Consider the following 23915-nt stretch of genomic DNA (forward strand, 5'->3'; position numbering starts at 1 on the left):
CATCATAAAGGGTTTTTTCCCACTGCCCTAACGACGAGAGCCGAGGGGAATTAAACTGCCCAAAATCAGACCCAGCCCGACCCCAATGGCGAGTAAGATGCCGAAAGGTAAACGCACCGATTGCCACAGAAGAAAGCGGATCGACACCAGTTCAATATTCTGGATCGATACCACCGCCACCACCACTATCACAGCAGCAAGAAGAGACATGGCAATCAAGCGGCCTAGGGTCTGCATGGGTTATGCTCCGCGACTAAACAGCTTGAAATAGCTTGCCACAAAAAATTCCTTGATGGGAAATAGCAGATAGGTGAAGGGGTTGATGGTGACAATAATGTTGCGAAAATCTCGCCTAGCCCCACCGACAATCCCCTTCGCGACCCAGCGGGCTGACATCACGCCCACGGGATTTAAGGCACTTTTGAATGGCCCCAAAATTAGCTTGCGGATCACGATGGGAGAATCCAACCGCTGTAAAGTAACGAGGTCGCCTAGGGCCCGCTTACTCAGTTCATAGAGAGGACTGACGGCGGGACTGACTTCCGCTTCGGAGGTGTTTACCCAAATTTCTTTGCGTACCCGGTCTTGGTTGGTTTCCACGGTGCTAAGGAACAGCTCAATTAAACGCTGCTGGGAAAAGGTATTGATCGCGTAGGATTTGTGGATTGCTGCGGGGGTGCGATCGCCATGGACATTGATCCCGTGGTTAAGGACAAGAATGTCAACTTTTTTTAAGGTTTCTAATAAATCTGCTTCTGCGCCGATTTGCCAAGGCACCGTTTGCAGGGGGATTTCTTGATTTTTAATTGTCAGGGAAATCGTTTCTTGGCTCGAAGTGAGGGCGATCGCCTTGGCTCCAGCCTGGTGCAGTTCTGTGAGGAGAGCATGGCCCAGGGTCCCCGAAGCACCGGTTACAGCGATTCGTTTACCTTTGAGAGAAAGTGCTGTGCCCATTAGTTTATCCACGAGGGTAAAAGTGCCACAGTAATAGGCCTCCTGGTTATCAAAATGGTGTCGCCAGTGGTAAGGACGATTCACAAACCAATCCCCTGGTAACTCGGTAAAGTCTCCGGGACGATGGGTCAGATCCGTCAGTTCATCCACGTAGGGTAAACCCAAACCCCTGGCGATCGCCGCCCCCAAAAACGAGAGCGTGTACAAGCAGCCCGCCAATCCCAGCCAAGCCGTGGGCACCGCTAGCGCAACCAATAGCCCCCAAAGCAGTAGCCCAAAACTGAGCATCACCAGCGCCTCTGGCACATCATTGTACCAATGGGCTTTTCGGTAAATTTCCGCGTTGACTGGCGTTAGATCTCGCCGGAAAACCCGATGGTGCCATCCATGGAGGCGGCCCACTGGTTCCCAAACATGGGCAAGGACATGGTACAAATCCCGCACCAGTTCCACCCAAAAGACAGACCCAAAAACCAGACCACTACCGAGAACAAGTTGGCTACTGCTGATCATGCCCAAAGAATTACAAAAGAATTATCGAGAGTTTTTGCTACCCAATTGTTGTAGCATTGTTTCTTTTTCTTGGGAACTTCCTCTGCTGTCGAGCCTTCCCAGGCTAACAACCCAAGCCCTCCCTTTGGCGATCGCCTTGAACCCCGTTACACCTCGGACTTGATGTCTGCCAATTTGTACTTGACAAAAATAAAAATCAGTGGATTTTAAAGTTATTTTTGATCGCGATCCCCGCAAGCTTCGACAAAATAAGGCTTTAGGCAGCTCCGTAAATCTTAAGACACCCTGAATTTTTCCCGCTGATTTGCAAGACAATGTATTAGAATGGAGCCAAGTTAACAAAAATTAAAATATGCTGGTTCCAATTCTCATCTTTGATGTTGCCTTAGTTGCGTGGTCACTCCACCTGATGCAACAGGCATTTGACCAACAGGAGTTTTCTCTGATGTTGGCAGGAACCTTAGTTGCCGCCGCCGCCGCTGCCATGATGGTTGTGTACTTTTTGATGAACAACTGTCTCCATCATTTGTTGTTGTCCTGAGAAGCAAGAAATAAAACTCCTAACATAAAGCCCCCCATGCACGATGGAGGGTTTTATTTTGGCCTTAACCGAAGCTGCTGGCACGAAATTTTAAGCTTCTACGCCCACAACGGCACCATCAAGGGCCTCGACTAATTGGCGCACCATTGCCACCATCGCCAGGGGATCGTTGAGTTTGTTGATTGCAGAGCCGACGCCAATCCCAGCAGCACCAGCGGCGATCGCCATGGGAGCTGTCACATCAGACAACCCAGACGCACACATCACAGGGACATCTACCGCGCGGGAAATGGCATGGGCTGCAGCCAAGGTGGGCGCTGCCTTTTCGATTAAACCGAGGGTTCCAGCGCTGGTGGGACGGCTGGAAGTACCCCCTTCTGTTTGGATAATATCTGCACCCGCTGCCACGAGTTGTTCGGCGAGGGCGACCTGCTCATCGAGGGCGAGAATATGGGGAACCGTTACCGAGAGGGTTACGTTGGGTAATAACGCACGGGTTGCTTTAGTGATTGCCAGCACTTCTTCTGCCTCAAAGCGAATCCCCTGGGCGTAGAATGCATCAAAGTTTCCAATTTCCACAAGATCAGCCCCCGCTTCAACCGCATCAGCTAAAACTTGAGCATCAACCCCAGACACGCATACAGGCAGAGAAATGACTTCTTTCACCTGACGAATCAAATCTGCATCGGCGGCAATATCGACGAATGTTGCGCCACCGGCTTCGGCTGCCCGGGCCACAGCGAGAACATTGGTCGCATCAAAGTTATTCAAACCACTAATGACTTTTAATGCCCGACGTTGAGCAAAGGCATCTTTGAGCATGGGATCCATAGAATCAAACAGTTATTCAAAATTTTTGCTTCCCTCTAGTGTATCCTTCAATGTTCCTTCCTTCGCCGCTGGATCGCCTGACTCGCTAAAATTGTTCGCGTCCCCCTAGAGAATCTTGGTAATGGTAGAACAATGCGATGCAAGTTTGAAAGTCTGTGCGCAGAATCTTGGCCTCGACCGAATTGATCGCCATGTGTTTATCTGTGCTGATCAAACGAAGCCCAAATGCTGTGATAAGCAGGCCAGCATTGACGCTTGGAATTATCTCAAAAAACGCCTCAAAGAATTGGGATTAGATGCTCCTAGTGACGCTTCACCCCACATTTTTCGCACGAAAGCGAACTGTCTCCGGGTCTGTAGTCAGGGGCCGATTTTGGTGGTTTATCCCGATGGCATTTGGTATCACAGTGCTACACCGGAAGTCATTGAACGGATTATTCAGGAGCATTTAATCGGCGATCGCCCCGTCCAGGATTATGTATTTATGGCCCATCCCCTACCCGAACCATCACCAGTAAACCCCGTCCCAAATCCATAATCCCAGCCAAAATTCCTTTGCTAAGATTTGGCTAACCCTGATCTTTGCGACCCTATTCCTGCCATGAGCGATTTTCCTAATCCCCAAGGTACGACTCTACTCCTGATTGATGACGATCCCAATCTCATTTTGTTAGTGCGCGATTATCTCGAATTTCGCGGCTATGACATGTTGACCGCGGCCAATGGTGTCGAAGGCCTGCAAATCCTCGAAGAGACAACCCCTGACTTAATCATTTGTGATGTGATGATGCCAGAAATGGATGGTTATACCTTTATCCAAAATGTCCGTCAAAATTCGCAAATTAGCTGGATCCCTGTAATTTTCCTCTCGGCAAAAGGGCAAACCCGCGATCGCATCGAGGGCCTGAACCAAGGGGCGGATGTGTACCTTGTGAAGCCTTTTGAACCAGAAGAATTAGTCGCCCAGGTGGAATCGTCGTTAAACCAGGCCCGGCGTATCCTGAGTCATTCTGGGGCGACAACCTCGTCCATGGCCTTTCAGGTGCCGAGTCATGTGGAGCTTACCCCCACGGAAACTAAGGTTGTGAGCTTTGTGGCCCAGGGACTTTCCAATCGCGAAATTGCCGAAAAGCTCAATGTGAGCCAGCGCACCATCGAAAGCCATGTGTCGAATATGTTGAACAAAACCAGCTTAAATAACCGCACGGAACTAGCGCGGTGGGCCATGGATAGTCGATTGGTCTAAAAGGCTTGACAATTTCCAGTGCGTTTTTGCTATACTTGCATACGGTTTAGAGACCAATGCCCACGTAGCTCAGTTGGTAGAGCAGCTGATTTGTAATCAGCCGGTCGCAGGTTCAAGTCCTGTTGTGGGCTTCTAAAATTAAATGTTTACCAAACAAATGAGAGAAGGCGATCGCCTTTTACTGAAGGAGCACCATGGCGGCGGAAATTATTTGTGTCGGCACCGAGATTCTCTTGGGAGATATCGTCAATAGCAATAGCCAGTACCTTGCCCAGGAGTTCGCAAAGCTTGGCATCAGCCATTATTTTCAGTCTGTGGTGGGAGACAATATTGCTCGCATCCATTCCCTCCTAGAGATTGCCGTGCAACGGGGGACAGAAATTATCGTCTTTACGGGTGGCCTTGGCCCCACCCCCGACGATCTCACCACCGAGGCGATCGCCGCCTATTTCCAAACGCCTCTCATCGAGCGACCAGAGATTGTCGCCGATATCACCGCAAAATTTGCCCAACGGGGGCGCACCATGACCCCCAACAACCGTAAACAAGCCCTTTTGCCAGAGGGAGCAGAGATTCTCCCGAATCCAACGGGAACTGCCCCTGGTCTGATTTGGCAACCCATTGAGGGACTAACAATTTTTACCTTTCCGGGCGTCCCTGGGGAAATGAAGCGGATGTGGCAAGAAACTGCTGTCCCCTACCTCAAGGCCCAAGGCTACGGTCAGATTGTGATTCACAGTGAAATGATGCGCTTCCGGGGCATTGGTGAATCGAGTCTAGCCGCTAAAGTGAATCATCTTTTTGCGTTGACGAACCCGACCGTAGCTCCCTATGCCTCCAAGGGAGAAGTCAAGTTACGGGTGGCAGCCCGGGCAGAATCTGTTGCCGCAGCTAAAAAATTAATGGATCCGGTGGTTGCAGAAATTAAGGCGATCGCCGGATTAGATTATTTCGGTTCCGATGGGGCCAGTCTCCCCCTAGTCATCGGCGACTTACTACGGACGCGCCAGGAAACCCTAGCCGTTGCCGAATCTTGCACTGGCGGCGGCCTAGGCGCACTAATTACAAGCGTTTCCGGCAGCTCCGACTACTTTTTAGGAGGCATTACTGCCTACGCCAATGCGGTAAAAATCAACCTTCTCGGCGTGAATTCTGCCGACCTGCAAAACCAGGGAGCCGTCAGTGAAACCGTGGCCCAACAAATGGCGCTGGGGGCCAAACAAGCCCTCGGTAGCGATTGGGGCATTGGCATTACCGGCATTGCTGGCCCGAAGAGTGATGACTCCGCCAAACCCATCGGCTTGGTTTGTATCGCCTGGGCCGATCCCCAAAATCACGTATTTAGCCACACCTACCGCTACGGTACAAACCGAGACCGGGAATTGATTCGTTACCTAAGTGCCTGTGATGCCCTCGATGGCCTCAGGCGATATTTAAAGAGCGACAAATCTTAAAGTTTTGTTACGAAATATTATGGTTTCTGAGGAAAAAGTCTCGGCCCTAACTAAGGATTCGGCGATCGCCCCCCGAAAAGCTTGTGTTATTCTTAATATATCTATAAGAACAACGTACCAAAGACGCCAAGATTTATGATGAATAAATCAGAGCGTGGTACATCGAGTTTACAGGAGTCGTCTTTTTGATGGGCTATATCGAAAAAGTACTGGAAAAACTCAGAGAGTGGGCGGGCAAAGTCATTGAAACCCTCCTTGGGCCAGCGGCCGAACCTGAGCCTGAACTCATCCCGATCCCTGTCCACGACCGTCAACGTCGCCGCTACTAAAGGCCTCGGACGTTGGGATGCTAACCTTATTAGTTAATCTGCGTTAGGTTCACCACCGTTGTCCACTTTGAATATCCTTGTGCTCCACGGGCCCAATTTGAATTTGTTGGGCTTACGGGAGCCTGAAATCTACGGCGCCACAACCCTCAAAGACATCAACACCCGCCTCGAAAAGGAGGCAAAAATTCTTGGTGTTTCTCTGCACTGTTTTCAATCCAACCATGAGGGCGCGTTAGTCGATCAGATCCAGGCCGCCCTCGGTAAATTTTCTGGCATTTTGATTAATCCGGCGGCCTACACCCACACCAGTGTCGCCCTTAGGGATGCTTTAGCGGCGGTAAATTTACCCACCATAGAGGTGCATCTCAGCAATATTCACCAGCGCGAAACCTTCCGTCACCATTCCTATATCGCGCCCATTGCAGTGGGTCAAATCTGCGGCTTTGGGGCGGAAAGTTACTATCTCGGTTTACGGGCTTTGGTAAACCATATCCGCGCTAGATAAAAATCGCCATGGTGCAGCGGAGTACAGGAATTTGGCTGGCGATCGCCTTGGGACTTGGGGGAATCACCTGGGCTGTTACGCAACGACAAAATACCTTAACACCCTCAGAATCAGGTTTCGTTGCCGCAGATGCTGAGGTGCTTCTTCCCATTCAGGAAGCGGAGATCCGTTCTTTGTCTTTAGAAATTCAGGGGGAAACCCTCAACTTTGAACAACGCTTTGCACCCGTCCCTCAATGGTGGCTGACCAGTCCCGTTGAAAAACCGGCAAATCGGGGGGCGATCGCTTATTTGCTCAATTTACTCATCGAACCCCAGAGTTACGCTAGTTTTTCTGTGGCCTCTGAGGAACTCGCCGATTATGGCCTCCTTGAACCCAAAGCTGTGATCACGCTCCAAACAGCGGCAACTCAACCCTCTCAACTCAGCCTCGGCACTGAAAATTTTGACCAAACCAAAATCTATGGTCGCCTAAATGATGAAAATATTGTTCTAGTCTTGCCGCTGGAATTTCGTCATGCTGTAACCCGGCAGTTGTCGGAATGGGTGAATGAAAGTTAAGCGTCAACATTCTAAAGAAATTGTTAGGATCAAATTCCTTTTGTGGTGTATGTTAGGGGTTTCTAACGTGAACGTTCGGGCAATGAGAAGATGGTGAATATTGCGGTTGTTGACTACGACATGGGGAATCTCCACTCCGCCTGCAAAGCCCTAGAAAAAGCGGGGGCAACTCCCACAATCACGGATCAATCGGAACAAATCCTGGGGGCCGATGCGGTCGTTTTACCGGGGGTTGGGGCGTTTGATCCGGCGATGCAACATCTCCGCGATCGCCACCTCGAAGCTTCCATTCACCAGGCGATCGCCAGTGGCAAACCCTTCCTCGGCATTTGTTTGGGGATGCAAATTTTATTTGACAGTTCCGCCGAAGGCACAGAAAAAGGTTTAGGCATTATTCCCGGCAGCGTGAAACGATTTCAGCCAGAGCCAGAGATTACCATTCCCCACATGGGCTGGAACCAACTGCAACTAACCCAACCGGATCATCCCATTTGGCAGGATTTACCGAAAGATCCCTTCGTTTATTTTGTGCATTCTTTTTATGTGGCCCCGACAGATCCTAAAGTAAATGCCGCCACCGTCACCCACGGCCAGCAAACCGTCACAGCGGCGATCGCCAAAGATAACTTAGTTGCGATGCAATTTCACCCCGAAAAATCCTCAGCGATTGGCCTAAAAATCCTCGAAAATTTTGTGCACTGGGTTAAGCAGCAATGAAATTCTTCAAGTCTCTTGCAGAAAAATGATTTAGAGATTTATTAAAGTCTCCCTTCCGAAGAGAGATTTAGAGGGATGTCCCCCTTTCCCAATCAACTTTCTTTACCTTTACCGTTCTCCTTTACCATGGCCCAAATCAAACTGATGCACGCGAAACTCCACCATTTGCGGGTGACCCAGGCTGAGCTAGATTATGTGGGCAGTATCACCATCGACCAAGCCCTGATCGAGAAAGTAGGAATTTTGCCCCTCGAAGAAGTCAATATCTGGAATGTCGAAAATGGTAACCGCCTGACCACCTACGTTTTGCCTGGTGAGCGAGATAGTGGTGTCGTCTGTCTAAATGGTGCGGCGGCCCATCTTTGTACTCCCGGCGATCGCCTGATTGTCGCAGCCTATGAATTACGCGATCGCGCCAGTGTTTTAGCGCAAGGTCATACAGCAAAAGTGATCCTGGCCGATGAGCAAAACCGCTGCCAGACGTTTTTTGAGCAACGCCTCAATCCCCAAGGCCAACCAGGGGCTAACTTACAGGTAACAGATCAATCCTCAGTGACGACGGACGCACCGATGCTAATTTGCTAACAAATCCTATCAAATAGGGTGATAAGCATTGGTTGAATTTTCGCGGTAGGATAACAGTTAGCTCTAAGCGTGCTTTGTTATACCGAAAAACTATGTTAAAGAAATTTTTATCTCGCCTTGTGGCGATCGCCCTGGTGATTATGGTGAGCGTAACCGGACTAACAGCCTGTAGCGGCACCAGTGCCAGTGGCCTAACCGGGAAATATGTAGATGATACTTTGCTCGTCGTCGAAAATCTGACTGAAGCCATTCAACTACCTGGCGATGCCCCTAACCGCAGCGAAGTGCAGGCAGCGGCCCGCTTGCAGATGAATGAATACATGTCCCGCTATCGTCGTGACCCCAAAACCTCTGGGTTGCGTTCTTTCACTACCATGCAAACTGCATTGAATGCTTTGGCTGGCTATTACAGTTCCTTTGGTAGTCGCCCTTTACCTGAAAAATTAAAAACACGTTTAGCGACAGAATTTGAAAAAGCGAATATTGCTGTTAAACGTGGAATTTAATTAATCATCTCCAAAGATATTTAAGGAATTAACGAATAGTTATGTTAATTCCTTTTTTATTTCTTGGCAAACCAAAAAAAGAAGAATGCTCTGTTTAAGCAATATGAATTCATAGATTTTTTTGTACTTCTACTTTTAACCAATGAAGCCGATCAATGCTCTAAGAGAATCAATAAATAAGCAATGAAAAAAATCAAAATCGGATTTATCATTTCTAAGTACAAAGGACTAGCCACCAAATATAATTATGGGCTAGAACAAAACACTTATTTTCTGGTGCAGTTATTTCGCTCTATTCCAGAATTTGATATTTCCTATGTCATTTGTGAGGAAAATGTCCTGGAAGAATCTCTAAAAAATCGTGTGGAAGTTGGAGAAGATACGCCATTAGTTGAACAAAAAGATCTCAACCCAGATTTAGATAGTCATCTTGTCTATGATGTATTGATCACGACAGAGGCTTATCTTGCGCCTAACTTGATGAAAAAAATCAAGAAAAAGTACTCCACTAAAATTGTTGAATTTCATGCTGGGATCATCATGTGGGGGTTGATTGAAGATGTTATTTACAATATTGAAAATCGTTTTAGCGGTGCACTTCTTCAACGTGAACCCGGCATGGTTGATGAAATCTGGATATCACCTCATCATGCCTATCACAAATCCTATGTCGAGACAGTCTCTAAATCTCGAGTGACGATTAGTCCTTATTTATATGAACCTTGGTTTTTGCAAAAATTAGAAGTTGATCGAACAACTATCAATCCTAATTTTAACCCACGCTATCAAAAGAATAATAGTAAGCATATTGGCATATTAGAACCCAATATCAATCTTGTGAAAAATTTTGTGATTCCGACAACAATTGTGGAATCCTTATATTCTCAAGATTCGTCTATTTTTGGACGCAAGAATGCTCGAATTTATTGCTCTAATCATATTATTGAACGTCAGGCTTTTAAGCATTTTTATAGCTATCTGAGTTGCCAAAAGATTTTGTCTTCTGAAAAACGCTATCCAGTAATTGATATTTTTCACTCTGACTGCAGTCTAGTGATCAGCCACCAACATCTCTGTGAACTAAATTATCTTTATCTTGATGCTTTGTATTACGATATTCCTCTAGTCCATAACTCTCCTTTCTTGCAAGACTGCGGTTACTACTATCCGGAATTCGATGTCAAAAAAGGTGCACTAGCTCTTAAACAGGCCTTAACGGAGCATGATCTGAAGTTAGACGAGTATAGAGATCAAGCTCAAAAGACTTTGTATCGGTACAGTACTAAGAATCCAGACAATATTCGTGGTTACCGAAGCATTATCCAAAATTTGGTTAATGATCAACTTGAACAAGCATAAGCACTACGGCTACATTTCCTATGTGCTTCAAAAAGTGGATTGAATTCATGATGACCAGTATCAGAAAGTCATAAAAGTCACATTGATTAATACATGAGATATAGTCATGTATTACGCAAAAGACTTAAGAAAAACAAATACTGCAACACAAAGACATTTGCTGTTTTTCGGAAGGTTTCGAGGTATATTTTGGAAGCAATCAGTTCACACACCTGTTTCGTCTCCTCAAAACGGCACTCTCTTAGACTAGTTTGCTAAACCTAAATTCTTGACAAACGCAATAAGTTAAAATCTGGGCTTTGCAATCCAGGAAAGATTTTTAAGGTGACTAGTCTAAACAGTACAACTAGGGAAACAATTCTCCAATGAAAATCAAAAATTATAGCCTCTTATTCAACAACATCCTTGGACTTGCTGTCCTCCTCAGTGGTTGGTCTTTTGCATCGCCTCGTGCAGCAGCACAAGCTTGTCCTGCCCAAACAATTGATGGTGTTACTGTAATTAGCTCTGTCTCTTTTCAGAACTTCCAATTGAACATCACTACTGCGGAAGTGGCAACTGAAGGTTCTACTCAAAATGCTGTTGATAATTTAGTTAGTTGCAACAATGCTAACTCCACCAACATCGTGAGTAACGCTAACGATATCGCGACCAACTCCACCAACATTGTGAGCAACGCTAACGATATCGCGACCAACTCCACCAACATTGTGAGCAACGCTAACGATATCGCGACCAACTCCACCAACATTGTGAGCAACGCTAACGATATTGCGACCAACTCCACCAACATTGTGAGCAACGCTAACGATATTGCGACCAACTCCACCAACATTGTGAGCAACGCTAACGATATTGCGACCAACTCCACCAACATTGTGAGCAACGCTAACGATATCGCGACCAACTCCACCAACATTGCGACCAACGCTGCTGACATTGCTGATCTTAAGCAAGATGTCAAGGAGCTCAGAGCTGGTGTAGCTAGTGTTATTGCAATGGATAATGCAGAACCTGAACTACGTCCTGGCCACCGCTTTGGTATTGGTGTTGGTTTTGGTACTTTCCAAGACGAAACGGCCCTCGGTGCCGCCGCAAAATTCCTCTTCACTGATCCAAACAGTACCGGTACGGCTGTGACTTTTAAAGGTAGTGCCGGATGGGGATTGAATGAAGATACATTCTCAGCAGGTGCTGGTCTCGGTATTAGTTTCTAAGATCACATCCTATTGATTGGGTAGAATTTTTTTCTCTACTTTAAGTAAGATAAACCTCGTACTTTATATCTTTAGGTATGAGGTTTATTTTTTATAAAAAAATGACTTACGACACTAATGCCAAGTGTAGACTAAGGTGATTTAGCCTATCTACTCAAAAAAACTTTCATTTGCAATATATGATGAATAAATATCAAAATCAAATTATCCAATTTAAAATCTTTGGAGAGCGCCACACTGCAACAAATGCGATCGCGAGATTACTGATACAAAACTTTGATTTAGATTATCCTTACTATGATTTCCTCGGTTGGAAACATCGCAAAGCTCCTAATGCAGAGGAATTGCAAAATAAGCCCTTGGTTGCTCGCACATTATTTATTATCACAGTACGTCATCCCTATGAATGGGCGGCAGCAATGCACCGTTGGCCGTACTGCGATTCTGATGCAGTCATTCACCGGTACAGTTTCAAGCGATTCTTAGACTATCCCATTGAAGACTACGCAAGTATTTTAGATATGTGGAATCAAAAATATGCTAGCTATCAAAAGTTCATCGAACTGGTGCCCTATGTAAAAGTTATTCGATATGAAGATTTCAAAAAAGATCAATTAGCTGTTCTTCAGGATTTATATCAATGGATACCTCAACCAGAAAAGCCGGAAATTTTCAACCAATATATGCATGGTGGCGTTGGTTGGAATTTAACTTTAACGAATCGCACTATTGAAAAACTTATCTATCAACATTGGCTACAATTTCCAGTGGATGCTAGTAATTCTAGTGCCCCTCAAAAACCTCTGGAACCAATTACTGATGACATTGCTAGCATGATTGATAAGCAGATAGATGATTCAGTTTTACGTTATTATTACCCGACGCTTGCTTAACTAAATTTTTCACAATTATTTGCCAAAAGCACTGATCCTAGCGGAGATATTTTTGCAGTGCTTTAAGCAGTTCGTCTGGTGTACCTGTCTTTGAAATAAAGTCTGTGACCCCAGTTAAGCGCCCTTTAACGCGATCAAAAAGACGATTATTATCGGTCATGAGCAAGACTGGTGTTTGACGAAATAGTGATAGTTTTTTCAATTGGGTACAAAATTCAAGGCCATTTGTGTTGCCATCAAGTTCTAGATCTAAAAGGATGAGATTCGGTTTTTCTGTTAAGAGATCCGGCAGTGCCTTGGTGAGATCGGCGATCGCCAAATAACGATAACGCTGTTGCTTGAGGATTTGACGGAGGTGCTGATGTTGTTTGGAGTCTAGGCTTAGATAGGCGATGAGTGGCTGATTCTCAACAATCACTGGCTTTGAAGCCGTCGGCTGGGGGGGAGCATTCGTCAGCGGTGACGACAGATCATCTAACATCTTGACATCAATAAACCCTAACTTCATGTAGGGCATCAAGAGTCGGGCGACCTGGGGCACATCCTGTTTGAGACGGATCGATAAATCCCAAAAGGTTCGCCGTCCCGTGACCAAACTTGTTAGTAACTGGTAATTGGCTTCCGAAGAGCGCGCCTGTAACAGATCTGGTTTAACAATAACGGGGGCAACCTGGGGCGACAGGTGGGCAATCTCTAGATTATTCCACTGTTCAAAGAGGCGCCAAGCTCGCAAAATACTTTGGGCTGGGTCAATTAAAATGAGCGGATCTTCCTGCTGCTCTGTGACGGGGTCGAAATGGTAGGTGACTTGCGTACTCTGGCTGACTTCAAAAAAAATCTCGGTGGCGATCGCCTCAATCATGCGACGAATTTGATCCCGCGTAATCCGTTGTTGCCCATGCCAAGTTTGAATCAAATCATATTCCCAATGCAGTTTAATCGCCTGGGATGTAATGGCCGATAAACCCTGTTGCAATAGTTGCGTATTGGCCGCGATGTGGGGCATTTGAGCCGTCAGATGACGCCGCCAGCGCCGTACCGAGTGGGTTCCCCCCGAAGCATAGACCAGACGACCAAAATACAAGAAAAAAGACCATTGATGCGATCGCGGATCCGTCAAGATCAAGCGACCCGTAAACTGCGGCATTTTGAGGGTCTGAAAAAGGGTTGTTTGCTTCGCTGCATCAAAATTGCGAATCGGAATTTCCGGGGGCAAGTTGGCATTTGTCATCGCGTAACCCTTAAGCTTCAAAATAGAAACACCACTGCAACATTAATTGACAAACAAACCGCAGTGATTGCCTACACTAATACTCAATACTAAGTCATTTATTCTGTTCCTATCATCACCATGACACACCAAAGTACAGATTTTTCCCGTTTAGCCAAACACCTCGAAGCCTATACCCGTAAGTATGCCCATGAAGTGCTGCTACTTCACCTAGGCCACGGGGAAATAGAAGACCAAATTATTATTTTTAAAGGCTTTTCTAGTTCTTTGATGCAGCCAACAGACTATAATCCCGATAACCCAGTTCTAGCAGAGATGCCAATTCTCAGGATTGATCGTCTCCAAAGTCCCTACAATCCAAACCAGCCTATTTTCCTTGAACAAAACCTTTCCCTAGAAAAGATGCAGCAATACCTGAGTGATGCCGACATCTGTTAAAGACTAATTTCTCTAGCGTACAAAAAAAAGGAGAGCCACCTTGTGACTCCCCCAATCATCAGGGTGCATCTACTATCTTTAATATAGCCCAGTCTACCTGGGGGGACAATCCCCTCACCCCAAGAAAATTTCTAGCCCCGCAGTTTCTGGGCCAGGATTTGGTTGAGCAGTTTCGGATCAGCACGGCCGCTAGTTTTTTTCATCAGTTGCCCCACAAAAAAGCCCTGTAGCTTTGTTTTTCCGGCGCGGAATTGTTCTACTTTCTCAGGATTGGCGGCCAAAACTTCATCCACCATGGCCTCTAGGGCACCTGTGTCTGAAATTTGGGTCAAGCCGCGACTATCAACAATTGCCTTGGGCGAACCACCTTGCTCTAACAGTTCCGGAAGAATTTCTTTGGCAATTTTGCCGCTAATGGTGTCATCGTGAATTAAATTGACGAGTTCAGCTAATTGCGTTGCCTTTAGGGGAAGCTCAACAATCGTTAGACCGACATTTTTATTGAGGTGGGCAGCGATGTCTTGGGTCACCCAGTTGGTCACTTGTTTGGGATCTGCCCCAGCCGCCACAGCCGCTTCAAAGTATTCAGCTACGTCGCGGTCGTCGGTTAAAACCCTCGTGTCATAGGAAGACAGACCATACTCGGTTTCGTAGCGCTCTCGCTTTTGGGCGGGGGTTTCGGGGAGTTCGGCAGCCCATTTTTCTAGTTGTGCTGGGGTCACTTCAATGGGGGGCAGGTCTGGCTCTGGGAAATAACGATAATCGCTGGAGCCTTCTTTTTTCCGCATACTAAAGGTGCGCTGGCTACTTTCATCCCAGAGGCGCGTTTCTTGGTAGATGGGTTCCCCTGTTTCGACGGCTTTGATTTGTCGCTCGATTTCGTAGTCGATCGCCTTTTGGATCGCACTGAAAGAGTTCATATTTTTGATTTCGACTTTGGTGCCGAATTCTTCTTGGCCAACAGGACGAATGGAAATGTTTACGTCACAGCGGAGAGAGCCTTCTTGCATGTTGCCATCGCCGATGCCGAGATAGCGGACGAGACGGCGCAATTCCTGGGCGTATTCAGCGGCTTCTTTGCCAGAACGAATATCGGGTTCTGAGACAATCTCCAGGAGCGGAATCCCGGTACGATTAAAATCCACTTTGGAGTAGGTAGAACCCGCGAGGCGATCGCTCCCGGCATGGACTAATTTTCCGGCGTCTTCTTCCATGTGGAGGCGGGTCACGCCAATGGTTTTTTTGACTGGGGGGTCACTGGGTTTGTCGGCGATTTCAATTTCTAGGTGACCATGCTCAACAATGGGCAGATCGAATTGGGAGATTTGGTAATTTTTGGGTAGGTCTGGGTAAAAATATTGTTTCCGGTCAAATTTGCTGTAGGGGCTGATTTTTGCCTTGAGGGCCAGGCCCATTTTCACCGCTGATTCCAGCACCTTTTCGTTTAAAACGGGCAAAACTCCAGGATAGCCTAGGCAGACGGGACAGACATTGCTGTTGGGGTCGCTGTCAAATTTAGTAGAACAATGACAAAAAATTTTGCTGGCGGTATTGAGCTGACAATGGGTTTCGAGCCCAATAATCGCTTCATACTCGGTTTTGCGGGGTGCTGCAACTGCCATAGGACTTTTTTATTTAGGAAACGTACAAAAATCAATAGCCTCTATTCTATCCTTGGCTGGTTGAGTTACTGTGCTCGGTTAGGGTGAGACCAAGGAAAAAGCATTGTTATTACAGCTTAGAGAGCAAAGAGATCCTGTGGGGTCAGGGTCAATTCAGGAAACTGTTGTGAAACCAGCTTCTCTTCTTGTGTGAAAATCCTTTCATCGTATAGACCTTCATTAAAAGTCAGAATCGTAATTTTTTCGGCGCTCGGATCAATGAGCCAATATTCCGGAACGGCGATCGCCGCATATTCAGAGCGCTTATAGCGGTAATCTCGAATTACCGACTCTGGACTGACAATTTCCACGACCAAGTTGGGTGTCGATTGATAGATGCCAGCTTGATCCACCGCAGCGGCAACCTTTTGTTGATCAACCACCATCAAATCGACAATCCGTGATTTTGCGTAACCGACCCGCAACCCTGTTTCCCGGAGGCAATACAGGGGGAGATTTAAGCGCGTGATTTCTTGTTTCAGGCGATCGCCTAATTTTTCCGCAAGTAAAATATGGCGAAAGGTGGGGGGCGTCATTGCAACTAAATTGCCATCTTCAAGTTCGTAGCGGGTATCGGTGCCGTCATCATATTGGCAATACGCTTCAAAGCTATAACGGTTTGTCGAGGTGGCAACCATGGGCGGAAGTTTCTTTAGGGAAATAACTTCATTGCTTCCCATTGTACTGGACTGTTTTTCCAGGCATCGTTAAACGTTAACGGCTCGCAATTTGGGCGAGGTGCCAATCGGGGCGGAGGTTTTGGGCGTGGCGCAGGTAAGAATGGTAAATCTCCGCCTGGGGTTTGGGGGTATTGAGGTGAATTAAAACGCGAATACAACGCTCTAAGCTCCCTTGGACAGCCATTTGCTGCACATCGAGGAGGGGAACATTATCCCAGTTGGGCCGCTGCCGGGCGATCGCCGCCGGAAAAATAGCGTCCAAATCGGCAGTGGCAGTAAACACCACACTGATAATTTCTTCGGGGTCTAGTTGGTTGCGGACTTCAATGTCATCGAGTAGTTCCCGCACCGCATCGGCGATCGCCTCCTTGGTATTGGCCGTTGCTGTAATTGCGCCTCGAATAGCCCGCACCTTCCAGTCCACGTTGGTTTCCTCCGCCTCAAGCATCAAAAATTTTCGAAATTAGGGTCGATAGAGCCACAGGGGTTGTCCCGCCGTTGCCAGTTCAAATTCTACCCAATTAAGGGCGTTCCCCACGGGCGAACTCAGTTGATTGCGACTCAAAAGGCGAGTAATCAGGGGTTTGGGTTCCTCAATGGTGCGACATTCTGCCTTATCTGGATCTAAGCCCGCTAATTTTGCGGCCCAAATGCGTGCATCTTCTTCGGTGCCGAGGCGATCAACGACACCAAGTTCCTGCGCTTGCTCTCCGGTAAAAATGCGACCATCGGCAAAGGTTTTCACTGTTTCCACATCCAGATTGCGGGCTTCGGCGACAGTTTTGACAAACTGGCCGTAGCTGACATCGATCATTTCCTGGAGAATATTTTCTTCCGCCTCGGTCAACTCCCGGTCAAAGGACAAAATATCCTTGTAAGGGCCAGACTTAATCACCTTAAAAGAGACACCAACCTTTTCGAGGAGCCGCTCTAGGTTATTGCCCCGCAAAATAACGCCGATGCTGCCTGTAATTGTCCCCGGATTTGCAACGATATGCTGCGCTCCCATGCCGATGTAAACGCCCCCGGAAGCCGAAATATTGCCGAAGCTGGCGACAATCTTTGTTTTTTCCTGGAGTTTTTTGAGGGCGTAATAAATTTCTTGGGAGTCGCCCACGGTGCCCCCAGGGGAATCGATCCGCAACAGCAGGGCCGGATATTTTTTCTCTTCGACTTCTTCGAGGGCTTTTAGGACTCGTTTTCGGGTATCAGCGGCGATCGCCCCGGTGATTTCAATACGCGCAACTTGTTTACGGGTTTTCGGAGGAAACGGCCACACCATAGGGATTTGTCAAAAATAATGAAATGTTAGCAGGCCCTGCAGATTAGACGTTGAGGGCACTAATCCCCTATGCTAACTGATCCGCTGGGTTTTACCGTGGTTTTTTCGGCGGTAGTGGGCAAGTCTTGAGAGCCAGTGGCGAGGGGACTGTACGGGAAAGAACAACAAAAATTATAAATTTCCCCTATGCTTAACATTACTACACATTACCGCGAGTCTTTATAGTTGCCCTGAATTTATGGCCCTCAATCTCTCGAAGTCGAACTTTAGTCAATTTCCCTTGGTACTGATTGCACCCTTTTTCCTGTGGGGTACGGCCATGGTCGCGATGAAGGGCGTGATTCCCCAAACCACACCTCTTTTTCTAGGGGGGTTGCGCTTAGTGCCAGCGGGATTATTGGTGTTGCTGTTCGGACTCCTATCGGGACGCGATCGCCACATTTCTTGGCAGGGTTGGCTCTGGATTGGCCTCTTTGCCCTAGTCGATGGCCTCATGTTCCAAGGCTTTTTAGCAGAGGGACTCGTGAAAACAGGAGCAGGATTGGGTTCTGTGATGATTGATTCGCAACCCCTCGCCGTGGCCCTTTTATCGAGTTGGCTATTTGGGGAAGTAATCGGCCTCTGGGGTTGGCTAGGGTTAGGTTTCGGGATTTTGGGGATTAGCTTAATTGGCATTCCCGATGCGTGGATTTTGGCGCTGTTCCAGGGAGATCTTTCTTTTTTTCAGTGGGAAAACCTCGGTATTAGTGGTGAAGTGTTGATGCTGGGGGCTTCCCTATCGATGGCAGTGGGCACGATTTTGATCCGTTATGTCAGTCGCCATGCGGATCCGGTGATGGCAACGGGCTGGCACATGATTCTTGGCGGCATCCCACTCTTTATCGCTTCGGATCAACTAGAAACCCTGCAATGGCAATTTATTAGCACGTCGGGCTGGTGGGCCTTGGCCTATGCCACGATTTTTGGCAGTGCGATCGCCTATAGTTTATTTTTCTACCTGGCGTCCGAGGGGAATTTAACCAGTCTTAGCGCCCTGACGTTCCTCACCCCTGTTTTTGCTCTAATTTTCGGCAATGTCCTCCTCAACGAAAAATTAAGCCCCCTGCAATGGGTCGGTGTGGGCTTGACCCTGGTGAGCATTTATTTAATTAACCAACGGGAAAAAATTGCCGCTTGGTTTTCCCAAACTGAAGCTGTAGCAGGGGTAAGCACGCCCCAGGACAGTAAAATTCCCGTCGAAAGCAGTAAACAAAATTAGGTTTCTTTCTGAAGCAAATGCTGGTTTAGAAACTGGGATATTCGGGCTAAGGCGATCGCCGGAATTTCGTGGCCCCCAGAAAATTCAAAATAGTCGAGGGGAACGCCCACTTGACCCAGTTGGGTTTTGGCTTGGTGGGCTGCTTGGATCGGCACCACGGGATCTTGGGTGCCGTGGATTAGTAACGTCGGCGAAAAATCCCCTGGCCGTCTTTGGGGTTCGTAATGGAGATAGCCGCTGCAACTACAAAGGGCCGCGAAATTGAACTGTAAACCGACATCGAGGGTCATCGCGCCTCCCTGGGAAAAGCCAATCATCGCGGTTCGTTCCGGAGGAATGCCCGTATTTTCTGGTAGGATTTGCAGCCACTGAAAAAGGCGATCACGCGCCTCTGGCAAACCCTGAAAATCTTCCCGTTCCAGGGCATACCAAGCCCGCCCCTGGGGACTTTGGAAATGGGGAAAAGGTGCATTGGGGAAAAGAAAGTGACAGTGGGGAAGATCCAGCATCCGGGCCAAGGGCTTGAGGTCATGGTAGTTGGCCCCCCAACCGTGGAGCATCACCACCAAATATTGCGCGGTCTCCGGTGGGCAGTTGGCAAATTCTAAACTTTCTAACGGGGCGATCGCCATAATTTTCTATTCTCCAAATTTTCAAAACATTAAATACCGCAAACAAAAAAAGAGAGCCGCCATAGCCCTCTTTCACATTTCTCACTCAGAACAATTAACGGTCAACGGAACCCATAATCACGTCAATGCTACCGAGGATCGCCATAATGTCCGCTACTTTCACGCCCTTTAGCAGGTGGGGCAAAATTTGGAGGTTATTGAAGTCTGCCGAACGAATTTTCCAGCGCCAGGGGAACACATTGTTATTGCCCTGGATGAAAATTCCCACTTCGCCTTTGCCACTTTCGAGACGGACATAATGTTCACCGTCAGGAATTTTAAAGGTCGGCGCAACTTTTTTCGCGATGTATTGGTAATCGAAGTCGTTCCATTCGGATTTTTTCCCTTCTAACATCCGCTTGGCTTCGAGGTTTTCGTAGGCACCGCCGGGCATTCCTTTCAGGGCTTGGCGAATAATTTTCACTGACTCGCGCATTTCCCGAATCCGCACCAGATAACGGGCAAAACAGTCCCCAGCAGTTTCCCACTGCACATCCCAGTCAAAATCGTCGTAGCATTCGTAGTGGTCTACCTTGCGGAGATCCCATTTCACCCCAGAGGCCCGTAACATTGGCCCTGACAGACTCCAGTTGATCGCTTCATCGCGGGTGATCGTGCCGACCCCTTCTACCCGGCGGCGGAAAATGGGGTTATTGGTGATTAGTTTTTCGTATTCATCAACTTTGGGATCGAAATAATCGCAAAAATCTAAACATTTATCGTTCCAACCGTAGGGCAGATCGACAGCTACACCACCAATGCGGAAATAGTTGTTGTTAATTAGGCGCATCCCGGTGGCGGCTTCCCACAGGTCATAGATCATTTCCCGTTCCCGGAAGATGTAGAAGAAAGGCGTCTGGGCACCGACATCCGCGAGGAAGGGGCCAAGCCAAAGAAGGTGATTGGCAATGCGGTTCAGCTCCAGCATGATCACGCGGATATATTGGGCGCGCTTCGGCACTTCGATATCGGCGAGTTTTTCGGGGGCATTAACGGTGATCGCTTCGTTAAACATCCCTGCGGCGTAGTCCCAACGACTCACATAGGGGACATACATGACATTGGTGCGATTTTCGGCAATTTTTTCCATACCCCGGTGCAGATAGCCGATGACGGGTTCGCAATCAACGACGTCTTCCCCGTCAAGGGTGACGATCAAGCGTAATACGCCGTGCATGGAGGGGTGGTGAGGCCCCATGTTAATCACCATAGGTTCGGTACGAGTTTCAATTCTTGTCATGGATCCGCAGGTCTTCCGTTATGCTTATTTAAATTAAATCTGGTGATGGGGTGAGATGGTTTGTTTGTGCATTGCGTTTTTCCAATCTCCTGAATCACCGTTGCTTATGAGTTGCAGTGATTGGCTTTTAGATGGTTTGACGCTAGGTTTATTTACTCTCTGAACATTATAAAGTTTCGCTTAACCATGACAAGCTTGCCTCCCTTTCGGCGATCGCCTCTTCTGTTACAGGCGTTGACCCACCGCTCCTTTGCCAACGAACAACCAGAGACAATCCAAGACAATGAGCGTCTGGAATTTTTAGGCGATGCGGTGCTCAAGTTCATCATGGGCAAGCTGCTGTATGAGCGTTATCCTGACTTTCAGGAAGGGGAACTGAGCCGGTTGCGGGCCAGTTTAGAAAATAATCGCCACCAGCTCGCTGAATTTGCCCAGGCCTTGGGTCTCGATCAGATCTTGCGCCTCGGCAAAGGGGCCGAAAAGGAAGGAGCCAGGCAAAACCCAGAGATTTTAAGTAATACCTTTGAGGCGGTCGTCGGGGCTTACTTTCTAGATGCGGGGATCGAAGCGGCGATCGCCTTTGTTGAAACCTTAGTCATTCCCGTGGCCGATCGCCTCGTGCAACAACCAAGCGATCCCCTCGCCCAAAATTTCAAAGGCCAATTGCAGGAGTGGGCCTTAGCAAACCACGGTGAAATTCCGAAATACAGAACCCTAGAGGAATCCGGGGCCGACCATGCAAAAACTTTTACGGTGGCGGTTTATCTCCAAGGACAGGAATGGGGCCGGGGTCAAGCGGCCTCGAAGAAGCAAGCCCAAAAAGCCGCGGCCCAGGTTGCTTTACAAAAATTAACCCCTTCATCAGTGCCCACCGAGCCGTCTCCTAAACCACCTGCAACAGATGATCGTTTTGCCCTCCTCCAAGCCCTTGCCACCCAAATCACCCCGCGCCAATCCCCTTAATTGGGCGAGAAAATGGCTGTGCTTGATCCCCGATGCAGGCTTGGTTTGGTGTCGCTGCGAAAAATTTCGATACAATATAGTGTGATTTACTTTACAAAACCACACAATTCATTGACGGCGAAACCACTGTGACCCAGTATCCTTCCGTTGCCCCCGACCACAAACTTGGTTCTACCACCTTGACCCGCTATGACGCCAAGGCGATCGCCAAACATTACCGTTGGCGACCCTGGCAATCCCTATGGCGGGCCTTTACGATTATTTGGTTATTTGGGTGGTTTTCCTTCAAATTGTGGCTAGATAGTAAACGCGAAGAAGAACCCGAAACCCGCGCCCGTCGCGCCAACGAACTGCGTGAAATTCTGACCCGCTTAGGGCCGACATTTATCAAAGTGGGGCAAGCCCTTTCAACCCGGCCCGACTTGATTCGTCCCGACTTTCTCGAAGAATTAATCAAGCTCCAGGATCAACTGCCTTCTTTTGATAACGAGATTGCCTTTGCGATTATCGAAAAAGATCTCGGTCGTCCCGTCGATGACATTTACCAAGAAATTTCCCCCCATCCCGTCGCGGCAGCCAGCCTCGCCCAGGTCTATCGGGCACGTTTGTATAGTGGCGAAGAAGTTGCCGTTAAGGTACAACGTCCCAAATTACTCCCGCTGCTGACCCTTGATCTGTACCTGATGCGTTTAGGGGCAAGCCTGTTTGCCCCCTATCTTCCCCTCAACTTGGGCCATGACTTGACGTTGATTGTTGATGAATTTGGCACCAAGCTTTTTGAAGAAATTGATTACATTAACGAAGGTCGCAACGCCGAGAAATTTGCCGCTAATTTTCGCGACGATCCCACCGTTAAAGTTCCTGCCATTTATTGGGAATATACAAGCCATCGCCTTCTCACTCTGGAATGGATTCAAGGTTATAAGCTCAACGAATTAGACCGCATCCGCGCCGCTGGCCTAGACCCTGACAAAATTATTGAAATTGGCGTAACCACGGGACTGCGGCAATTGCTTGAACATGGTTTCTTCCATGCTGATCCCCACCCAGGTAATCTGTTTGCCACCTTTGATGGACGCATGGCCTACATTGATTTCGGCATGATGGATCAATTGGATAACACCACCAAAGAGACCATTGCTAGTTCCGTTGTGCAGCTGATTAATCAGGATTATCAAACTCTGGCGAAGGATTTTGTGGAATTGGGTTTTCTTGCCCCTAAAACAGATATCCGTCCGATTATTCCGGCCCTAGAAAAAGTATTAGGAAAAGCGGTGGGGGAAAGTGTTGGTGATTTTAACTTTAAGACGATTACCGATGAATTTTCGGCGCTGATGTATGAATATCCGTTCCGGGTGCCGGCCAAGTTTGCGCTGATTATCCGCTCCCTTGTGACCCAGGAGGGATTGGCCCTAAGTCTGAATCCGGATTTCAAGATCGTCGAAATTTCCTATCCTTACGTTTCCCGGCGTTTGTTAACTGCCGAAACCCCAGAGCTACGCCGCAAGCTCCTAGAAGTACTCTTTAAAGACGGAAAATTCCAATGGCATCGCCTCGAAAATATGTTGGCGATCGCCCAGGCCGATAATCAGTTTGATATTTTACCCACGGCCCAAATGGGTTTCCAGTATCTAATGTCCGAAGAGGGTGCAGAAATTCGCCGGATGATCCTCCTGGCCTTAACGGAAGACGATCGACTCCACACCGAAGAAGTACAACGACTCTGGGCGCTTCTGAAAGACGAATTTCAACCCCAAAAATTACTGGGGGCCGCCTGGTCAAACCTCCGCCAATTTTCCGGTAAGCGTTTAACGGCTGTTTTGCCGAGTTTCGCCCAATCTCGGTCATAATGAAGGCTAGTTAATAAAGTTTTGTTAAAAAATCCATGGAAGAATATTATTACTATTACATTCCCCAGCCGCCGTTTTTGTTGGTAGGCCTTGGCTTGTTTATTGCCCTAACTAGCGGCTTTGCGTTCCAGAGTACCCTGAAGCTCAAAGCACGGGGGATTGTTGCCAATAACGACGATATTCACAAACAGTTATCCACCATTGATTTACAACTGCCTCTCTTTGGCATTGGTATGGGCATGAGTATTTTTCTCGCCAGTGGTTTAGAAGTCTTTTTTATCCCCGCTTGGTTTGCCTACAGCTTGTCTTTACCTTTAACTATCGGCACTGTGGGTCTTTTATGGAAACAATTGGAGCGAGTCTTTGCCATTCTCCGGGAAGGTGGATCAAAAGCCTTAGAAGTTGATTCTTTCAATATTTTTTAAGGCCAA

The 23915-nt window shown here is 47.7% G+C and carries 28 protein-coding genes and 1 tRNA gene; 19 read left to right on the plus strand and 10 right to left on the minus strand.

Going from position 1 to position 23915, the window contains the following annotated elements:
* Positions 1-27: 27 nt before the first annotated feature.
* Together AWQ24_RS12840 and AWQ24_RS12845 are read right to left on the minus strand one after the other, a co-directional pair.
* The gene (locus AWQ24_RS12840) at positions 28-237 is read right to left on the minus strand and encodes a lipopolysaccharide assembly protein LapA domain-containing protein (RefSeq protein ID WP_030007611.1); all 210 of its coding nucleotides are present in this window, start codon (positions 235-237) and stop codon (positions 28-30) included.
* A gap of 3 nt (positions 238-240) precedes the next feature.
* Positions 241-1467 carry a bifunctional sterol desaturase/short chain dehydrogenase gene (locus tag AWQ24_RS12845; RefSeq protein WP_012308115.1) on the minus strand — a complete coding sequence of 409 codons (1227 nt, stop codon included), beginning with the start codon at positions 1465-1467 and terminating at the stop codon, positions 241-243.
* Positions 1468-1819: 352 nt separating this feature from the next.
* Between AWQ24_RS12845 and AWQ24_RS12850 the strand changes: the two genes are divergently transcribed.
* On the plus strand, positions 1820-2008 hold the full coding sequence (locus tag AWQ24_RS12850; protein ID WP_030007610.1) for a hypothetical protein: 189 nt from the start codon (positions 1820-1822) through the stop codon (positions 2006-2008).
* A gap of 90 nt (positions 2009-2098) precedes the next feature.
* On the opposite strand, the gene AWQ24_RS12855 is transcribed toward AWQ24_RS12850, so the two are convergent.
* The gene (locus AWQ24_RS12855; RefSeq protein ID WP_062435935.1) at positions 2099-2839 is read right to left on the minus strand and encodes a DUF561 domain-containing protein; all 741 of its coding nucleotides are present in this window, start codon (positions 2837-2839) and stop codon (positions 2099-2101) included.
* A gap of 121 nt (positions 2840-2960) precedes the next feature.
* Between AWQ24_RS12855 and AWQ24_RS12860 the strand changes: the two genes are divergently transcribed.
* The 13 genes from AWQ24_RS12860 to AWQ24_RS12915 all read left to right on the plus strand — a co-directional run bounded on the left by AWQ24_RS12860 (position 2961) and on the right by AWQ24_RS12915 (position 12210).
* Positions 2961-3377 (plus strand): ferredoxin, encoded by a 417-nt coding sequence (locus AWQ24_RS12860; protein ID WP_065717039.1) that lies wholly within the window; start codon positions 2961-2963, stop codon positions 3375-3377.
* 63 nt (positions 3378-3440) lie between these two features.
* The gene (locus tag AWQ24_RS12865) at positions 3441-4085 is read left to right on the plus strand and encodes a response regulator transcription factor (RefSeq protein ID WP_030007607.1); all 645 of its coding nucleotides are present in this window, start codon (positions 3441-3443) and stop codon (positions 4083-4085) included.
* A gap of 58 nt (positions 4086-4143) precedes the next feature.
* Positions 4144-4216 (plus strand) — tRNA-Thr (locus AWQ24_RS12870).
* A gap of 63 nt (positions 4217-4279) precedes the next feature.
* Positions 4280-5539, plus strand: coding sequence for a competence/damage-inducible protein A (locus AWQ24_RS12875; RefSeq protein WP_065717040.1), 1260 nt, complete (start codon positions 4280-4282; stop codon positions 5537-5539).
* A gap of 185 nt (positions 5540-5724) precedes the next feature.
* Positions 5725-5868 carry a hypothetical protein gene (locus AWQ24_RS16285; protein ID WP_156785477.1) on the plus strand — a complete coding sequence of 48 codons (144 nt, stop codon included), beginning with the start codon at positions 5725-5727 and terminating at the stop codon, positions 5866-5868.
* A 58-nt stretch (positions 5869-5926) separates the two neighbouring features.
* Complete coding sequence (gene aroQ, locus AWQ24_RS12880) at positions 5927-6373, plus strand: type II 3-dehydroquinate dehydratase (RefSeq protein WP_065717041.1); 447 nt, start codon at positions 5927-5929, stop codon at positions 6371-6373.
* A gap of 8 nt (positions 6374-6381) precedes the next feature.
* Positions 6382-6933: a DUF4340 domain-containing protein gene (locus AWQ24_RS12885; protein WP_065717042.1), complete on the plus strand. Its 552-nt coding sequence runs from the start codon at positions 6382-6384 to the stop codon at positions 6931-6933.
* A gap of 90 nt (positions 6934-7023) precedes the next feature.
* Positions 7024-7650 carry an imidazole glycerol phosphate synthase subunit HisH gene (gene hisH, locus AWQ24_RS12890; RefSeq protein ID WP_065717043.1) on the plus strand — a complete coding sequence of 209 codons (627 nt, stop codon included), beginning with the start codon at positions 7024-7026 and terminating at the stop codon, positions 7648-7650.
* A gap of 126 nt (positions 7651-7776) precedes the next feature.
* Positions 7777-8235: an aspartate 1-decarboxylase gene (panD, locus tag AWQ24_RS12895; protein ID WP_065717383.1), complete on the plus strand. Its 459-nt coding sequence runs from the start codon at positions 7777-7779 to the stop codon at positions 8233-8235.
* Between the two features lie 92 nt (positions 8236-8327).
* Complete coding sequence (psb27, locus tag AWQ24_RS12900; RefSeq protein ID WP_065711322.1) at positions 8328-8741, plus strand: photosystem II protein Psb27; 414 nt, start codon at positions 8328-8330, stop codon at positions 8739-8741.
* A 183-nt stretch (positions 8742-8924) separates the two neighbouring features.
* On the plus strand, positions 8925-10100 hold the full coding sequence (locus AWQ24_RS12905; RefSeq protein ID WP_065717044.1) for a DUF2827 family protein: 1176 nt from the start codon (positions 8925-8927) through the stop codon (positions 10098-10100).
* A gap of 365 nt (positions 10101-10465) precedes the next feature.
* The gene (locus tag AWQ24_RS12910; RefSeq protein ID WP_065717045.1) at positions 10466-11317 is read left to right on the plus strand and encodes a YadA C-terminal domain-containing protein; all 852 of its coding nucleotides are present in this window, start codon (positions 10466-10468) and stop codon (positions 11315-11317) included.
* Positions 11318-11496: 179 nt separating this feature from the next.
* Entirely contained in the window at positions 11497-12210 is a 714-nt protein-coding gene (locus AWQ24_RS12915; RefSeq protein WP_065711325.1) for a sulfotransferase family protein, read from the plus strand.
* A gap of 37 nt (positions 12211-12247) precedes the next feature.
* On the opposite strand, the gene AWQ24_RS12920 is transcribed toward AWQ24_RS12915, so the two are convergent.
* The gene (locus AWQ24_RS12920; protein ID WP_065717047.1) at positions 12248-13441 is read right to left on the minus strand and encodes a response regulator; all 1194 of its coding nucleotides are present in this window, start codon (positions 13439-13441) and stop codon (positions 12248-12250) included.
* Positions 13442-13561: 120 nt separating this feature from the next.
* On the opposite strand from AWQ24_RS12920, the gene AWQ24_RS12925 reads away from it, so the two are divergent.
* Positions 13562-13879 carry a hypothetical protein gene (locus tag AWQ24_RS12925; RefSeq protein WP_065717048.1) on the plus strand — a complete coding sequence of 106 codons (318 nt, stop codon included), beginning with the start codon at positions 13562-13564 and terminating at the stop codon, positions 13877-13879.
* A gap of 131 nt (positions 13880-14010) precedes the next feature.
* Here the strand turns inward: AWQ24_RS12925 and gatB are convergent, their stop codons facing one another.
* From gatB to sppA, 4 genes are all read right to left on the minus strand, one after another.
* Entirely contained in the window at positions 14011-15501 is a 1491-nt protein-coding gene (gatB, locus tag AWQ24_RS12930) for an Asp-tRNA(Asn)/Glu-tRNA(Gln) amidotransferase subunit GatB (RefSeq protein WP_065717049.1), read from the minus strand.
* Between the two features lie 116 nt (positions 15502-15617).
* Positions 15618-16178, minus strand: a complete 561-nt coding sequence (locus AWQ24_RS12935; protein WP_065717384.1) for a Uma2 family endonuclease — start codon at positions 16176-16178, stop codon at positions 15618-15620.
* Positions 16179-16254: 76 nt separating this feature from the next.
* Positions 16255-16668 carry a chorismate mutase gene (gene aroH, locus AWQ24_RS12940; protein ID WP_065711329.1) on the minus strand — a complete coding sequence of 138 codons (414 nt, stop codon included), beginning with the start codon at positions 16666-16668 and terminating at the stop codon, positions 16255-16257.
* 15 nt (positions 16669-16683) lie between these two features.
* On the minus strand, positions 16684-17502 hold the full coding sequence (sppA, locus tag AWQ24_RS12945) for a signal peptide peptidase SppA (protein ID WP_012308133.1): 819 nt from the start codon (positions 17500-17502) through the stop codon (positions 16684-16686).
* A gap of 238 nt (positions 17503-17740) precedes the next feature.
* On the opposite strand from sppA, the gene AWQ24_RS12950 reads away from it, so the two are divergent.
* Entirely contained in the window at positions 17741-18760 is a 1020-nt protein-coding gene (locus tag AWQ24_RS12950) for a DMT family transporter (RefSeq protein WP_065717050.1), read from the plus strand.
* Here AWQ24_RS12950 and AWQ24_RS12955 read toward each other — a convergent pair.
* Positions 18757-19392 (minus strand): alpha/beta hydrolase, encoded by a 636-nt coding sequence (locus tag AWQ24_RS12955; protein WP_065711332.1) that lies wholly within the window; start codon positions 19390-19392, stop codon positions 18757-18759. The two genes, AWQ24_RS12950 and AWQ24_RS12955, sit on opposite strands and share 4 nt — an antisense overlap.
* A 94-nt stretch (positions 19393-19486) precedes the next feature.
* Positions 19487-20671 carry an NAD(P)H-quinone oxidoreductase subunit H gene (locus AWQ24_RS12960; RefSeq protein WP_012308136.1) on the minus strand — a complete coding sequence of 395 codons (1185 nt, stop codon included), beginning with the start codon at positions 20669-20671 and terminating at the stop codon, positions 19487-19489.
* A gap of 186 nt (positions 20672-20857) precedes the next feature.
* Here AWQ24_RS12960 and rnc point away from each other — a divergent pair, with 186 nt between their 5' ends.
* From rnc to AWQ24_RS12975, 3 genes are all read left to right on the plus strand, one after another.
* The gene (gene rnc, locus AWQ24_RS12965) at positions 20858-21634 is read left to right on the plus strand and encodes a ribonuclease III (protein WP_065717051.1); all 777 of its coding nucleotides are present in this window, start codon (positions 20858-20860) and stop codon (positions 21632-21634) included.
* Positions 21635-21762: 128 nt separating this feature from the next.
* Positions 21763-23484, plus strand: a complete 1722-nt coding sequence (locus AWQ24_RS12970; RefSeq protein WP_065717052.1) for an AarF/ABC1/UbiB kinase family protein — start codon at positions 21763-21765, stop codon at positions 23482-23484.
* Between the two features lie 35 nt (positions 23485-23519).
* Complete coding sequence (locus AWQ24_RS12975) at positions 23520-23909, plus strand: hypothetical protein (protein WP_012308139.1); 390 nt, start codon at positions 23520-23522, stop codon at positions 23907-23909.
* Positions 23910-23915: the final 6 nt, after the last annotated feature.

It is taken from the genome of Picosynechococcus sp. PCC 8807 (assembly GCF_001693295.1).
In the GTDB taxonomy this organism is placed as follows: Bacteria; Cyanobacteriota; Cyanobacteriia; order Cyanobacteriales; family MRBY01; genus MRBY01.

Coding starts and splice junctions, on each gene's coding strand:
- AWQ24_RS12840 (WP_030007611.1), bottom strand. CDS start 237: ATGCAGACCCTAGGCCGCTTGATTGCCATGTCTCTTCTTGCTGCTGTG.
- AWQ24_RS12845 (WP_012308115.1), bottom strand. CDS start 1,467: ATGATCAGCAGTAGCCAACTTGTTCTCGGTAGTGGTCTGGTTTTTGGG.
- AWQ24_RS12850 (WP_030007610.1), top strand. CDS start 1,820: ATGCTGGTTCCAATTCTCATCTTTGATGTTGCCTTAGTTGCGTGGTCA.
- AWQ24_RS12855 (WP_062435935.1), bottom strand. CDS start 2,839: ATGGATCCCATGCTCAAAGATGCCTTTGCTCAACGTCGGGCATTAAAA.
- AWQ24_RS12860 (WP_065717039.1), top strand. CDS start 2,961: ATGGTAGAACAATGCGATGCAAGTTTGAAAGTCTGTGCGCAGAATCTT.
- AWQ24_RS12865 (WP_030007607.1), top strand. CDS start 3,441: ATGAGCGATTTTCCTAATCCCCAAGGTACGACTCTACTCCTGATTGAT.
- AWQ24_RS12875 (WP_065717040.1), top strand. CDS start 4,280: ATGGCGGCGGAAATTATTTGTGTCGGCACCGAGATTCTCTTGGGAGAT.
- AWQ24_RS12885 (WP_065717042.1), top strand. CDS start 6,382: ATGGTGCAGCGGAGTACAGGAATTTGGCTGGCGATCGCCTTGGGACTT.
- hisH (WP_065717043.1), top strand. CDS start 7,024: ATGGTGAATATTGCGGTTGTTGACTACGACATGGGGAATCTCCACTCC.
- panD (WP_065717383.1), top strand. CDS start 7,777: ATGGCCCAAATCAAACTGATGCACGCGAAACTCCACCATTTGCGGGTG.
- psb27 (WP_065711322.1), top strand. CDS start 8,328: ATGTTAAAGAAATTTTTATCTCGCCTTGTGGCGATCGCCCTGGTGATT.
- AWQ24_RS12905 (WP_065717044.1), top strand. CDS start 8,925: ATGAAAAAAATCAAAATCGGATTTATCATTTCTAAGTACAAAGGACTA.
- AWQ24_RS12910 (WP_065717045.1), top strand. CDS start 10,466: ATGAAAATCAAAAATTATAGCCTCTTATTCAACAACATCCTTGGACTT.
- AWQ24_RS12915 (WP_065711325.1), top strand. CDS start 11,497: ATGATGAATAAATATCAAAATCAAATTATCCAATTTAAAATCTTTGGA.
- AWQ24_RS12920 (WP_065717047.1), bottom strand. CDS start 13,441: ATGACAAATGCCAACTTGCCCCCGGAAATTCCGATTCGCAATTTTGAT.
- AWQ24_RS12925 (WP_065717048.1), top strand. CDS start 13,562: ATGACACACCAAAGTACAGATTTTTCCCGTTTAGCCAAACACCTCGAA.
- gatB (WP_065717049.1), bottom strand. CDS start 15,501: ATGGCAGTTGCAGCACCCCGCAAAACCGAGTATGAAGCGATTATTGGG.
- AWQ24_RS12935 (WP_065717384.1), bottom strand. CDS start 16,178: ATGGTTGCCACCTCGACAAACCGTTATAGCTTTGAAGCGTATTGCCAA.
- aroH (WP_065711329.1), bottom strand. CDS start 16,668: ATGCTTGAGGCGGAGGAAACCAACGTGGACTGGAAGGTGCGGGCTATT.
- sppA (WP_012308133.1), bottom strand. CDS start 17,502: ATGGTGTGGCCGTTTCCTCCGAAAACCCGTAAACAAGTTGCGCGTATT.
- AWQ24_RS12950 (WP_065717050.1), top strand. CDS start 17,741: ATGGCCCTCAATCTCTCGAAGTCGAACTTTAGTCAATTTCCCTTGGTA.
- AWQ24_RS12955 (WP_065711332.1), bottom strand. CDS start 19,392: ATGGCGATCGCCCCGTTAGAAAGTTTAGAATTTGCCAACTGCCCACCG.
- AWQ24_RS12960 (WP_012308136.1), bottom strand. CDS start 20,671: ATGACAAGAATTGAAACTCGTACCGAACCTATGGTGATTAACATGGGG.
- rnc (WP_065717051.1), top strand. CDS start 20,858: ATGACAAGCTTGCCTCCCTTTCGGCGATCGCCTCTTCTGTTACAGGCG.
- AWQ24_RS12975 (WP_012308139.1), top strand. CDS start 23,520: ATGGAAGAATATTATTACTATTACATTCCCCAGCCGCCGTTTTTGTTG.